This window comes from Bradyrhizobium sp. STM 3561, from assembly GCF_045571455.1.
Taxonomy (GTDB): Bacteria; Pseudomonadota; Alphaproteobacteria; order Rhizobiales; family Xanthobacteraceae; genus Bradyrhizobium; species Bradyrhizobium vignae.
Genome location: NZ_CP120695.1, coordinates 948362 through 961611 on the forward strand (window position 1 = coordinate 948362; position 13250 = coordinate 961611).

13 protein-coding genes are annotated in these 13250 nt (G+C 65.3%); 12 read left to right on the forward strand and 1 reads right to left on the reverse strand.

Annotated elements, in window-relative coordinates:
- Window positions 1–397: 397 nt before the first annotated feature.
- The 4 genes from P6U28_RS04100 (at window position 398) to P6U28_RS04115 (ending at window position 3150) form a co-directional block, all read left to right on the forward strand.
- The gene (locus tag P6U28_RS04100) at window positions 398–1015 is read left to right on the forward strand and encodes a TetR/AcrR family transcriptional regulator (protein WP_122404746.1); all 618 of its coding nucleotides are present in this window, start codon (window positions 398–400) and stop codon (window positions 1013–1015) included.
- Between the two features lie 56 nt (window positions 1016–1071).
- On the forward strand, window positions 1072–2265 hold the full coding sequence (locus P6U28_RS04105; RefSeq protein ID WP_407121810.1) for an MFS transporter: 1194 nt from the start codon (window positions 1072–1074) through the stop codon (window positions 2263–2265).
- 138 nt (window positions 2266–2403) lie between these two features.
- Window positions 2404–2823, forward strand: a complete 420-nt coding sequence (locus P6U28_RS04110) for a DUF4118 domain-containing protein (protein WP_407121811.1) — start codon at window positions 2404–2406, stop codon at window positions 2821–2823.
- Window positions 2824–2952: 129 nt separating this feature from the next.
- Window positions 2953–3150 (forward strand): hypothetical protein, encoded by a 198-nt coding sequence (locus P6U28_RS04115; RefSeq protein ID WP_129143919.1) that lies wholly within the window; start codon window positions 2953–2955, stop codon window positions 3148–3150.
- A 239-nt stretch (window positions 3151–3389) separates the two neighbouring features.
- Here P6U28_RS04115 and P6U28_RS04120 read toward each other — a convergent pair whose 3' ends face one another.
- Window positions 3390–4367 (reverse strand): LysR family transcriptional regulator, encoded by a 978-nt coding sequence (locus P6U28_RS04120; protein ID WP_122404743.1) that lies wholly within the window; start codon window positions 4365–4367, stop codon window positions 3390–3392.
- A 120-nt stretch (window positions 4368–4487) separates the two neighbouring features.
- On the opposite strand from P6U28_RS04120, the gene P6U28_RS04125 reads away from it, so the two are divergent.
- The 8 genes from P6U28_RS04125 to rpe all read left to right on the forward strand — a co-directional run bounded on the left by P6U28_RS04125 (window position 4488) and on the right by rpe (window position 13227).
- Window positions 4488–5525 carry a class 1 fructose-bisphosphatase gene (locus P6U28_RS04125; protein ID WP_407121812.1) on the forward strand — a complete coding sequence of 346 codons (1038 nt, stop codon included), beginning with the start codon at window positions 4488–4490 and terminating at the stop codon, window positions 5523–5525.
- A 10-nt stretch (window positions 5526–5535) separates the two neighbouring features.
- Window positions 5536–6411, forward strand: a complete 876-nt coding sequence (locus tag P6U28_RS04130; RefSeq protein ID WP_027570916.1) for a phosphoribulokinase — start codon at window positions 5536–5538, stop codon at window positions 6409–6411.
- A 16-nt stretch (window positions 6412–6427) separates the two neighbouring features.
- A complete protein-coding gene (gene tkt / locus P6U28_RS04135; protein ID WP_407121813.1) occupies window positions 6428–8446 on the forward strand; it encodes a transketolase in 2019 nt (672 codons plus the stop codon).
- 13 nt (window positions 8447–8459) lie between these two features.
- Entirely contained in the window at window positions 8460–9545 is a 1086-nt protein-coding gene (fba, locus tag P6U28_RS04140) for a class II fructose-bisphosphate aldolase (protein WP_122404740.1), read from the forward strand.
- A 33-nt stretch (window positions 9546–9578) separates the two neighbouring features.
- The gene (locus P6U28_RS04145; protein WP_129143913.1) at window positions 9579–11039 is read left to right on the forward strand and encodes a form I ribulose bisphosphate carboxylase large subunit; all 1461 of its coding nucleotides are present in this window, start codon (window positions 9579–9581) and stop codon (window positions 11037–11039) included.
- An 11-nt stretch (window positions 11040–11050) separates the two neighbouring features.
- Window positions 11051–11458: a ribulose bisphosphate carboxylase small subunit gene (locus P6U28_RS04150; RefSeq protein ID WP_122406815.1), complete on the forward strand. Its 408-nt coding sequence runs from the start codon at window positions 11051–11053 to the stop codon at window positions 11456–11458.
- A 99-nt stretch (window positions 11459–11557) separates the two neighbouring features.
- A complete protein-coding gene (gene cbbX, locus P6U28_RS04155) occupies window positions 11558–12493 on the forward strand; it encodes a CbbX protein (RefSeq protein WP_407121814.1) in 936 nt (311 codons plus the stop codon).
- A complete protein-coding gene (gene rpe / locus P6U28_RS04160) occupies window positions 12490–13227 on the forward strand; it encodes a ribulose-phosphate 3-epimerase (protein WP_407121815.1) in 738 nt (245 codons plus the stop codon). Before cbbX ends, rpe begins: the two co-directional genes overlap by 4 nt.
- Window positions 13228–13250: the final 23 nt, after the last annotated feature.

A 13250-nucleotide genomic window follows, 5' to 3' on the forward strand; every position in this document is an offset into this window, starting at 1 on the left:
GTGGTTCAATCGAGAGGCTGCGGCGTACTGGATTTGCCCGCCCCAGTGCGCGATTGCGCACAAGGGGGAATGACAGCGTCACTTGGAGCACCAAGCTGTCACCTCACACTCCGTCATTGCGAGCGCAGCGAAGCAAATCCAGAATCTTTCCGAGGCGGGATTCTGGATTGCTTCGTCGCAAGGGCTCCTCGCAATGACGAGGAGGAGAGAGCGTGTACCACACGCCTCTCTCGTGCCCCGTCGCCGCACCGTGCCGTGTTGCTCGGGTCCCGGCTCTGCCCCCAACGCTTCGCGGCTTGCAACTGGTTCCGGGACGCGAAAGTGCGACGCCGTCATCAACCACCCGTTCACAACCACGTGTCTTTATTCGGGAACAATCATTCCCTATTATGCCGCAATGCAAAAGACCGCCCGCCGATCTCCGTCTGCCCGTCCGCCCGGCCGCCCCCGGGAATTCGACATGGACACCGCCCTCGACAGGGCCGTGCGGGTGTTTCGCGAGCGCGGCTACCATGCCACCTCGATCGGCGACCTCACCGCGGCGATGCGGCTCGCTACGGGAAGCATCTACAAGGCGTTTCGCGATAAGCATGCGGTGTTTCTCGCCGCCTTCGAGCGCTATACGGTGCTGCGCCAGGAGCAGACCCGCAACGCGGCCTCGCGCGGCGCAAACGGCCGCGAGCGAATCCGTCACGTGTTGCTGTCCTATGTCGAGCATTCCCAGGGCAGCGAGGGGCGGCGCGGCTGCCTCGTCGTCGGCGGCGCGGTCGAACTGTCCGCGCTCGATCCAGTCGTTGGCGCCCGCGTCAATGCGCAGCTCAAGAGCAACGAAAGCTTCATTGCCGGCCTCATTCGCGAGGGGCAGGCCGATGGCTCGATTCCCCGCCATGTCGATGCCGATGACACCGCGCGGCTGATGATCTGCATCACGCAAGGTCTGCGCGTCCTTGGCAAGGCCCGCCTGCCGCTCGACGGGGAGCGCCTCGTCGGCGTCGCGATGAAACTGCTCGCCTGAGTTTTTTGTCAAAAAAGGGAATCATCATTCCCTATCTTTACCTGGAGTCCATGTGAATGACGATGAATGCCACGATCGAGACCGCGCCCGGGCCGGATGCGGTGTCGCAGCGCCTGACCTTCGTGCTTGCCGCGGCCTGTGGCATGGTCGCCGCCAACATCTACTATGCCCAGCCGTTGATCGCCCCGATCAGCGCCGCGCTCGGCCTGTCGCATGCAGCGGCGGGACTGATCGTCACCATGACGCAGATCGGCTACGGCACCGGGCTGCTGCTGATCGTGCCGCTCGGCGATCTCGTCGAGAACCGCGCGCTGATCTGCTCGGTGATCACGCTTGGCGCCGCGGCGCTGCTCGCCGCCGCCTTCGCGACCCACGCGCTGCCGTTCCTGATCGCCGCGCTGTTCATCGGGCTCGGCTCGGTCGCGGTGCAGATCATCATCCCCTATGCGGCGCATCTGGCGCCTGAAGCCATCCGCGGCCGCGTCGTCGGCAACGTCTCGACCGGTCTGATGCTCGGCATCATGCTGGCACGTCCGGTATCGAGCTTCGTCACGGCCGTGCTGTCGTGGCATGCAGTGTTCTTCTGCTCCGCCGCGCTGATGATCGTGCTCACGGCCGTGCTCTGGATGACGCTGCCGAGGTGCAAGCCTGTCACGCGGATGCACTACGGCGAATTATTGCTGTCGATGCCGCATCTGGTGCGGGCCACGCCGCTGCTGCGGCGCCGTGCACTCTACCAGGCGAGCCTGTTCGGCGCCTTCACCCTGTTCTGGACGGTGGCGCCGCTCCAACTCGCCGCCGAGTTCGGCTTCTCCCAGCGTGGCATCGCGCTGTTCGCACTGGCCGGGGTTGCCGGCGTGTTCGCGGCGCCGATCGCAGGACGCCTCGCCGATCGCGGCCATAGCCGCATCGCGACGCTGGTCGCGATGCTGCTCGCGGCCGCCGGATTCCTCGTGACCTATATCGGCACGCCCGGCTCGCTGCTGAATCTCGCCTGTCTCGTGGTGGCCGCGATTGCCATCGATATCGGTGTCCAGGGCAATGTCGTGCTCGGCTTCCGCGCCATATTCGTGCTCGGCCACGAGCACCGCAGCCGCCTCAACGGTCTCTACATGGCGACGTTCTTCGCCGCCGGTGCGGCCGGCTCCGCGGTCGGAGCCTTCGCCTTCGCGCAAGGCGGCTGGGCGCTCGCATCGGCCATTGGCGGCGCTCTGCCCATCGCGGGCCTGCTCTATGCGGCGACCGAATAGCCGCCGGCAGGGGCGGAATTGTGCGATGCGGCCCGTTTACCAACCCGGCGAGGACGCAATTTCCGTCTCGCAGTCCCGGCGCCGCTGTAGTACTTTGGTCGCAAACGCACCTGGTTAACAGGTTGCAGGGGGAGGCTCATGAGACGTACGGGGCTGTTTGGCGTACCGCGGGTACGGCCGTGGTCGTGGCAGGCGTTTTTGCTCGGGCTGGTCGTCGTCGCAATGTCGGCCGCGCTTCAGGGCATCTGCGTCGCGCTCGGGGCAAAGCTCTATTTCGTGGTGTTCCTGCCCAGCCTGTTCGTGCTTGCGTTCGTTGCCGGCGCGCCGGCGGCGGTATTTGCCGCGCTGCTCACTGTTCCGCTGGTGTGGTGGGCGTTCATACCGCCCGTCTTCCAGTTCAACCCGCTGACCAGCGCAAATGCCGATTCCATCAACCTGTTCTGCCTCCTGGCCGTGCTCCTGATCGGTCTTGCCGATCTCTGCCGCGAGACGATGACGATCGTCAGAAGCGGCGGGCTGAAGCCTTCGGGCGAGAGCGCGGCAACGAATTCGCAATAAATCGCGCCGCGCACGTTGCGCTCGCGCAACAGTCCGGCAACCATCCGCGAACTTGCCGCGCGCCGCTAACTTTTCGAAAAAGATTTGGCCGCAGTTTCCCCCGCGGGAATGACGAGGGAGTTTTCGGACATGAACGGTCACGCCATCTTGGAGAACGTGCGCCGCTACCGCGGCATTGCATCGCTCTATCGCCAGACCGCTGCATTCCGCCCGGGCCAGAGCTGGTCGCTGCTGGAGCAGGCGAGGGATTGGGAAGCGCGGGCGCTGTCGGAGCTGGAGGCCTATTTCGCCACGCGCACCGACTGCAACGCCCCGCTCGCGGCCTGATCGCCAGCCGTCGGCGTGGACGTGAACCGGCTCGCCGACGGCGCGACCGCCCACGGGGCAATTACGGAGTTGTCCCCGCACTCTTGTGTGCTAGCAACGGGCCGATCGAGACATTCTTCACGTCGGCCGGGGCACGCGATGAGCACCTTCAACCGCATCTTCACGACGGAGCGTCTGCTCCAGATCATCGTGATACTGGCGGCAACCGTCGCCATGAAGCTGATGAGCTGAGCGCCGGCCTACTGCCCGCCGAGTTCGGGCACATCAGGCAGATAATTCGATCCTTCCGAGCCCAGGAAATCGAACATCGCCTGCGCCGGCGGCAGCAACACCTTATCGCTGCGGCGGATCACGTACCATTGCCGTACGATCGGCAGCCCTGCAACGTCGAGCACGACGAGCCGGCCCTCGGCAAGCTCATGCGCCACCGTGTGGGCCGAGATGAAGGCGATGCCGAGGCCGGCGATGACGGCCTGCTTGATGGTCTCGTTGCTGCTCATCTCCATGCCGATGATCGGCTCGAGATCCGACTTCTGGAACATGCCCTCCATCAGTGTCCGCGTGCCCGAGCCGGGCTCGCGCGTGAGGAAGGTCTCGTGCACGAGGTCGGTGAGGTTGAGGCCGGAATCCTTCTCCAGCCAGTGGCCCTTGCGAGCGACGATGATGTGCGGATTGCGTCCGAGCTGACGGACGTCGACGCTGACGTCGGCCGGTGGCCGACCCATCACCGCGAAATCGAGGTCGTAGCCGTGCATGGCCTCGCGGATCTCCTCGCGATTGCCGATGGTCAGCTTGATCTCGATCTTGGGATAGCGCTTGGAGAACGCCGCGATCGCGTGCGGCACGAAATATTTCGCGGTCGACACCGCGCCAAGCTGCACCGTGCCGCCGGTCCGGCCCGCCAGCAGGTCCAGTGCGCCCTGGCAATCCGTAATGGCGGCCTCGACCCGCTCGGCCAGCGCCAGCACCTCCTTGCCCGCCTCCGTCAGCAGCATGCCGTCGCCAGTCCGCTGCACCAGCGGCAGGCCGGCAAGATCCTGAAGCTGCCGGAGCTGCTGGGTTACGGCCGGCTGCGTCAGCCCGAGATGGCTGGAGGCCGCCGTCACGCTGCCCTTTGCCGACAGCGCCGCAAGCGAGCGCAGCTGCCGGATCGTCAGATGCCGGAGCTGGGTCGCCGCATGGCCGGGGCCATTATAAGAAAATTCTTTGAGGCTCATTATGATTAGAAATTTTCCTTATTAGGCCGCCCCTGTCAATCTCCTGATGCCGGGACCGACCGCGCCAACCTCCAGAGGGGAGGGAAACTGGATGCGGCGCCGGCACAGGGATGGACGCAGATGACCGGGCGACTCAGGCTGGACGACCACCTTCAACGGTATTGTGAGACCGCACCTCACGCGCTCGCGGTGGCGGGCGCCGTCGATGCCATCGCAGCGGCCGCGATCGAGATTGCCGACCTCGTCGCCTCCGGCGATCTCGCCGCCGGCTCCGGTCTGACCAGGGGCCGCAACAGCGACGGCGATGTCCAACGGGATCTCGACGTCCAGGCCGACGCGATCCTGCGCCGCTGCCTCGGTCGGCTGCCGATCGCGGCGCTGGCGTCCGAAGAAATGCGCGAGGCCCAGATCGTCGACCGCGAGGGCCGCATCTGCATCGCGATCGATCCGCTCGACGGCTCCTCCAACATCGACATCAACATGACCGTCGGCACCATCTTCTCGATCCTGCCGGCGCCTGATGATCTCTCGCTGGCCTTCCATCAGCGCGGCTCGGCACAGCTCGCCGCGGGCTTCGTCACCTACGGCCCGCAGACCTTGCTGGTGCTGACGCTCGGCGTCGGCGTCGACATCTTCACGCTCGACCGCAAGGCCGGCTGCTTCCGCCTCGCGCGCAGCGGCGTGCAGATTTCCGAGGCCTGCGAGGAGTTCGCGATCAATGCGTCGAACCGCCGGCATTGGGACCCGCCGGTGCGCGCCTTCATCGATGAATGCCTCGCCGGCGTCGAGGGGCCGGCCAACCACGATTTCAACATGCGCTGGATCGGCTCGCTGGTCGCGGAAGCCTATCGCATCCTCACCCGCGGCGGCGTGTTCCTTTACCCCTCGGACGCGCGCCCCGGCTACGGCGACGGCCGCCTGCGCCTCACCTATGAGGCGCATCCGATGGCGATGATCATCGAGCACGCCGGCGGCTCGGCCTCGACCGGGCGCGAGCGCATCCTCGATCTGTCCGCGCAGAGCCTGCACCAGCGCGTGCCGTTGATCATGGGCTCCAGCAACGAGGTGCGGCGCGTCGAGGAGCTGCATTGCGATCCGCTGCTGGTCGCCAGCGTTTCAGCGCCGCTGTTCGCGCGGCGTGGATTCTTCCGGCTGTAGGAGGACGAGCATGTCAAGGAAACATCCGATCATCTCCATCACCGGCTCGTCCGGCGCCGGCACCACCTCGGTCAAGAAGACGTTCGAGCAGATATTTTTCCGCGAGAAGGTCAACGCCGTCTACATCGAGGGCGACGCCTTTCATCGCTACGACCGCGCCGAGATGCGCGCGCAGATGGCGAAGGAGGCCGAGCGCGGCAACAAGCACTTCAGCCATTTCAGCCCCGAGACCAACCTGTTCGAGGAACTGGAGCGCGCTTTCCGCGACTACGGCGAGACCGGCACGGCGGTGACGCGGCACTACGTCCACGACGCCGAGGAATCGGCGCTGCATGGCGCCGCGCCCGGCACCTTCACCGACTGGAAGCAGCTGCCGGAGAACTCCGACCTGCTGTTCTACGAGGGACTGCACGGCGCCGTGGTCACGGATAAGGTGAATGTCGCGCGCTATGCCGACCTCAAGATCGGCGTCGTGCCCGTCATCAATCTCGAATGGATCCAGAAGCTGCACCGCGACCGCAGCGCGCGCGGCTATTCGACCGAGGCCGTCACTGACACGATCCTGCGGCGGATGCCCGACTACATCCACTACATCTGCCCGCAATTCACCGAGACCGACATCAATTTCCAGCGCGTGCCGACGGTGGATACCTCCAATCCGTTCATCGCGCGCTGGATTCCGACGCCGGACGAATCGATGGTCGTGATCCGCTTCAAGAATCCGCGCGGCATCGACTTCCCTTATCTGCTCTCGATGCTGCCGCAGAGCTGGATGTCTCGCGCCAATTCGATCGTCTGCCCCGGCGCCAAGCTCGATCTCGCGATGCAACTGATCCTGACGCCGCTGATCATGCAGCTGATCGAGCGCAAGCGCAGCTTGAAGTGAACAGGGAGAGGATCCGATGAACATCTCCGTCCATGCTGAAGCCGACCTCACGGCCGTCACGCACAACGATCTCGCCAACGCTGTCCGCTTCCTCGCGGTCGATGCCATCGAGACATCGCAGTCGGGCCATCCCGGCCTGCCCATGGGCATGGCCGATGTCGCAACCGTGCTGTTCTCGCGCTTCCTGAAATTCGACTCGGCGCATCCCAACTGGCCGGACCGCGACCGCTTCGTCCTGTCGGCGGGCCACGGCTCGATGCTGCTCTATGCGCTGCTGCACCTGACCGGCGGCGATGTCAGCCTCGACGACATCAAGGCCTTCAGGCAATGGGGCTCGAAGACGCCCGGGCACCCCGAATATGGTCATACGCCGGGCGTCGAGACCACGACGGGCCCATTGGGGCAGGGGATCGCGACCGCGGTCGGTATGGCGCTCGCCGAGCGCATGGCCAATGCGCGGCATGGTGACGGGCTTGTCGATCACTACACCTATGTCATCGCGGGCGATGGCTGCCTGATGGAAGGCATCAGCCAGGAGGCGATCTCGCTTGCCGGCCATCTCGGGCTCGGCCGGCTGATCGTGCTGTTCGATGACAATGGCATCTCCATTGACGGCCCGACCTCGCTCGCAACGTCGGACGACCAGCTCGCGCGCTTCGCCGCCTCTGGCTGGTCGGCGCGCCGGGTCGACGGGCACGATCCCGAAGCCGTTGCGCAGGCGATTGCTGAAGAGCGCGAAACCGCAAAACCCTCGCTGATCGCCTGCCGCACCATCATCGGCTATGGCGCGCCTGGTAGACAGGGCACCGAGAAGGCGCACGGCGCGCCGCTCGGCACCGAGCAGACGGCAGCGGCGCGGCGGACGCTTGGTTGGGACTATCAGCCCTTCGTGGTGCCGATCCCGGTGCTCAAGGCGTGGCGGATGATCGGGCAGCGTGGGCAGGTCGATCGCCTCGCCTGGCTCGATCGCTACGAAGGTGCGACGCCAGAGCAGCGCGATCTGTTCGTCGAGGGCAAGGCCGTGACTCTGCCCGCCGCCTACGCGCTCGCCGCGGCGAAATTGCGCGAACGCTTCGCCAGCGAGCGGCCAAAGCTCGCGACGCGGCAGGCCTCGCAACAGGTGCTCGATGCCATCGCCGGGACGATTCCCGGCCTGGTCGGCGGCTCCGCGGACCTGACGCATTCGAACCTGACGCATGCCAAGGCGCAGGCTCCGGTCAAGAGCGGTGCGTTCGCCGGCGACTACATCCATTACGGCATCCGCGAGCACGGCATGGCCGCCGCGATGAACGGCCTCGCGCTGCATGGCGGCTTCATCCCCTACGGCGGCACGTTCCTCGCGTTCTCCGATTACAGCCGGCCCGCGATCCGCCTTGCGGCCTTGATGCGGCTGCGCGTGATCCATGTGATGACGCACGACTCCATCGGTCTCGGGGAGGACGGGCCGACGCATCAGCCGGTCGAGCATCTCGCGGCGCTGCGCGTCATTCCGAACCTGCTCGTGTTCCGGCCGGCCGATGCCGTGGAGACGCTGGAGGCCTGGGATTGCGCGCTTATGGCGGAGCACCGTCCATCCGTGTTGTGCCTGTCGCGGCAGGCCCTGCCGACCTTCCGCAGCGATGCGCGCGGCAAAAACCGCGTCGCGCGCGGTGCTTACCTCGTTGTCTCCCCGGACGGCGGCCGCGATGTGACGCTCATCGCAACCGGCTCCGAAGTGTCGATTGCAATGGAAGCCGCGCGTCTGCTCGCGACCGAGCACATTCGCGCTGCTGTGGTCTCCGCACCGTGCTTCGCACTGTTCGAGGAGCAGCCGGAAGATTACCGCGCCTCCGTGCTCGGCACTGCGCCGCGCGTCGGCATCGAGGCGGCCGTGCAGGGCGACTGGTCGCGCTGGATCGGGATGGACGGCGAATTCGTCGGCATGCGCGGCTTCGGCGCCTCAGCGCCCGCGCCCGTGCTGTATCGCGAATTTGGAATCACGCCGCAGAGCATTGCGGAAGCGGCCCGCCGGGCGATCGCCCGCAAGAGCCAATAAGGAGGACGACCCTTTGGCCCGTATCACCCTTCGCCAATTGCTCGATCACGCCGCGAGTCACGGCTATGCCGTGCCGGCGTTCAACATCAACAACATGGAGCAGGGCATTGCGATCATGCAGGCGGCGGCCGAGGTCGACGCGCCCGTGATCATCCAGGCTTCGCGCGGCGCGCGCAGCTATGCCGGCGATCTCATGCTCTCGCATATGATCGACGCGCTGGAGCGGACCTATCCCGATATCCCGCTCTGCATGCATCAGGACCACGGCAATGACGAGGCGACCTGCGCCTCCGCCATCGCCCATGGCTTCACCTCGGTGATGATGGACGGCTCGCTCAAGGCCGATGCAAAGACGGCGGCCGACTATGACTACAATGTCGCGATCACCCGCCGCGTCGTCGATCTCGCCCATTGGGTCGGCGCTTCGGTCGAAGGCGAGCTCGGCGTGCTCGGCTCGCTGGAACACGGCGGTGGCGAGCAGGAGGACGGTCATGGTGTCGAGGGCAAGGTCAGCCACGACCAGCTGTTGACCGATCCGGACCAGGCCGTCGACTTCGTCGGTGCGACGAAGGTCGACGCCTTGGCGATCGCGATGGGCACCTCGCATGGCGCCTACAAGTTCAGCCGCAAGCCCGATGGTGACATCCTGGCGATGCGAGTGGTCGAGGAGATCCATCGCCGGCTGCCGAATACACATCTCGTCATGCATGGCTCTTCGTCGGTGCCGCAGCCGCTGCAGGACATGTTCAACGAGTTTGGCGGCGAGATGCCGCAGACCTGGGGTGTGCCGGTCGAGGAGATCGTCCGCGGCATCAAGAGCGGCGTGCGCAAGGTCAATATCGACACCGATTGCCGGCTGGCGATGACCGCCGTGTTCCGGAAAGTGGCGGCCCAGGCGCGCTCCGAGTTCGACCCGCGCAAGTTCCTCAAGCCCGCGATGGACGCGATGCGAGAGCTGTGCCGCGAGCGGTTCGAGCAGTTCGGCACGGCGGGCCATGCGAGCAAGATCAAGGTGGTCCCGATGAGCGAGATGGCGCGGCGCTATCGCGCCGGCGAGCTTGATCCGCGCATCGACGCCCGCGAACCGGTCGCAGCCTAGTCATTCAGAGAGAGAGAAGAGCAGGAGAGAGCCATGAACGCACATGCAGGCACGGTCCGCGGCAAAGAGCGCTATCGCTCCGGCGTGATGGAATACAAGCGCATGGGCTATTGGGAGCCCGATTACACGCCGAAGGACACGGACGTGATCGCGCTGTTCCGCGTCACGCCGCAGGAGGGCGTCGACCCCATCGAGGCGTCGGCTGCCGTTGCCGGCGAATCCTCAACCGCGACCTGGACGGTGGTGTGGACCGATCGCCTGACAGCGGCCGAGAAATATCGCGCCAAGTGCTACCGCGTCGATCCCGTCCCGGGCTCGCCCGGCTCGTATTTCGCCTACATCGCCTACGATCTCGACCTGTTCGAGCCGGGCTCCATCGCCAATCTTTCGGCTTCGATCATCGGCAACGTGTTCGGCTTCAAGCCGCTCAAGGCGCTGCGCCTCGAAGACATGCGCTTTCCGGTCGCCTATGTGAAGACGTTCCAGGGACCGGCGACCGGCATCGTGGTCGAGCGCGAGCGGCTCGACAAGTTCGGCCGGCCACTGCTGGGCGCGACGGTGAAGCCGAAGCTTGGTCTGTCCGGCCGCAACTACGGCCGCGTGGTCTACGAGGCGCTGAAGGGCGGGCTCGATTTCACAAAGGACGACGAGAACATCAACTCGCAGCCCTTCATGCATTGGCGCGACCGTTTCCTCTACTGCATGGAGGCGGTCAACCGCGCGCAGGCGGCCTCGGGCGAGGTGAAGGGCACCTACCTGAACGTCACCGCGGGCACCATGGAGGACATGTACGAGCGCGCGGAGTTCGCTAAGGAGCTCGGCTCGGTCATCGTCATGATCGACCTCGTGATCGGCTACACCGCGATCCAGTCCATGGCCAAATGGGCCCGGCGCAACGACATGATCCTGCATCTGCACCGCGCCGGCCATTCGACCTATACGCGGCAGAAGAGCCATGGCGTGTCGTTTCGCGTCATTGCCAAATGGATGCGCCTCGCCGGTGTCGACCACATCCATGCCGGCACGGTGGTCGGAAAGCTCGAAGGCGATCCCAACACGACGCGCGGCTACTACGATGTCTGCCGCGAGGACTTCAACCCGACCAAGCTCGAGCACGGCCTGTTCTTCGACCAGCACTGGGCGAGCCTCAACAAGATGATGCCGGTCGCTTCCGGCGGTATCCATGCCGGCCAGATGCACCAGCTGCTCGACCTGCTCGGGGAGGACGTCGTGCTGCAGTTCGGCGGCGGCACCATCGGCCATCCCATGGGCATTGCGGCTGGTGCGACCGCCAATCGCGTGGCGCTGGAAGCGATGATCCTCGCCCGCAATGAGGGCCGCGACTATGTCCACGAAGGGCCGGAGATCCTCGCCAAGGCGGCCCAGACCTGCACGCCGCTGAAGGCCGCGCTCGAGGTCTGGAAGGACGTGACTTTCAACTATCAATCCACCGACACGCCGGACTTCGTGCCGACTGCGCTGGAAACCGTCTGAGGAGAATGGAGATGAAGATCACCCAGGGCTGCTTCTCGTATCTGCCCGATCTGACCGATGACCAGATCTCCAAGCAGGTGCAATACTGTCTCGCCAATGGCTGGGCGGTGAATATCGAGTTCACCGATGATCCGCATCCCCGCAATACCTATTGGGAGATGTGGGGCCTGCCGATGTTCGATCTCCAGGATGCCGCCGGCGTGATGATGGAGCTCGCCGAGTGTCGCAGGGTCTACGGCGACCGCTACATCCGCATCAGCGGCTTCGATTCCAGCCACGGCTGGGAATCGGTGCGGATCTCCTTCCTCGTCAACCGGCCGAAGCAAGAGGCGGAGTTCGAGCTCGTGCGGCAGGAGGTGGGGGGCCGCGCAATTCGCTACACCACGGTGCGCCGGCCGGCCGCGCACGCGTCAGCTTGAGTCTTTCGCTTCCGCGCGGAGCTCTCCCTGCTTCGCATCCTTGGCGGACCACTGCTTCGTCGCTCCCCTGCGGCGAAGCCCCTTTTATTCGAGGTGCCGATGCTCGATGTGCCCCACGCAACCACGACCGAACGCAGCGAGACCCAATTCGATCTCCGCAAGGAGGCTGAAGCGGCCGGGATCACCGATACGCTGCAACAGCTCGATCAGGAGCTGATCGGGCTCAAGCCGGTGAAGAACCGCGTGCGCCAGATCGCCTCGTTGCTGCTGATCGAGCGCATCCGGCAGCGCGCGGGCCTTGCCGCCGCACCGCCGACGCTGCACATGTCGTTCACGGGCAATCCCGGCACAGGCAAGACGACCGTCGCGCTGCGCATGGCCAAGATCCTGCACGGCCTCGGCTTCGTGCGCCGCGGGCAGGTGATCTCGGTGACGCGCGACGACCTCGTCGGTCAGTATATCGGTCACACCGCGCCGAAGACCAAGGAGATCTTGAAAAAGGCGATGGGCGGCGTGCTGTTCATCGATGAGGCCTATTACCTGCATCGTCCCGACAACGAGCGCGACTATGGCCAGGAATCGATCGAGATCCTGCTCCAGGTGATGGAGAACCAGCGCGAGGACCTCGTCGTGATCCTCGCCGGCTATGGCGAGCGGATGACGAGCTTCTTCGCCTCGAATCCCGGCTTCCGCTCGCGGATCGCCCACCACATCGAATTTCCGGATTATTCGGAAGCCGAGCTGCTCGTCATCGCCGAGCTGATGCTGAAGGAGCGGGGTTATCGCTTCTCGGCAGCGGCACGCGAGGCGTTCGAGAAATACATCGCGCTGCGCCGGACCCAACCGTTCTTCTCCAACGCGCGCTCGGTCCGCAACGCGGTCGATCGCATCCGCCTGCGGCAGGCCGATCGCCTGGTGTCCGATCTCGACCGCATGCTCGATGTCGCCGACCTCGAAACCATCGACCCGGCGGATGTCCTCGCAAGCCGCGTCTTCAGCGGTGGTCCGGTTGCGGAAAGGAGCGTGAGGGCATGAGCAGCGAGATCCTTGTTGCCCCCTCGATCCTGGCCGCCGACTTCGCGCGTCTCGGTGAGGAGATCGCGGCCATCGATGCCGCCGGCGCCGATTGGATCCATTGTGATGTGATGGACGGCCATTTCGTCCCGAACATCAGTTTCGGCGCCGATGTGATCAAAGCGATACGGCCGCTGACGAAGAAGGTTTTCGACGTGCATCTCATGATCGCGCCGGTTGATCCCTACCTCGAGGCGTTCGCGAAGGCAGGCGCTGACGTCATCACGGTCCATGCCGAAGCGGGGCCGCATCTCGACCGCTCGCTCCAGGCGATCCGCGCACTCGGCAAGAAAGCGGGCGTCGGCCTGTGCCCCGCGACGCCGGAAAGCGCGATCCAATACGTACTCGACCGTATCGATCTCGTGCTGGTCATGACGGTCAATCCTGGCTTCGGCGGTCAGTCCTTCCTCGAGTCCCAGATCGAGAAGATCAGACGAATTCGAACAATGATCGGCGACCGGCCGATCCGGCTCGAGGTCGATGGCGGCATCACGCGCGACAATGCCGCTGCCGTTGCCGGAGCGGGCGCCGACACGCTGGTGGCGGGATCCGCGGTGTTTCGTGGCAGGGATGGCACTGAATACGCCGCCAACATTGCGGCCATCCGCCTCGCGGCCGAGACGGCGCGGGTTGCAGGATTGCACGACATTTCCGCGCAACCGGCACGTGCCAGGGAGTCTGCGCGTATCCGGTAGATTACGGATGACACGCGGCCTCA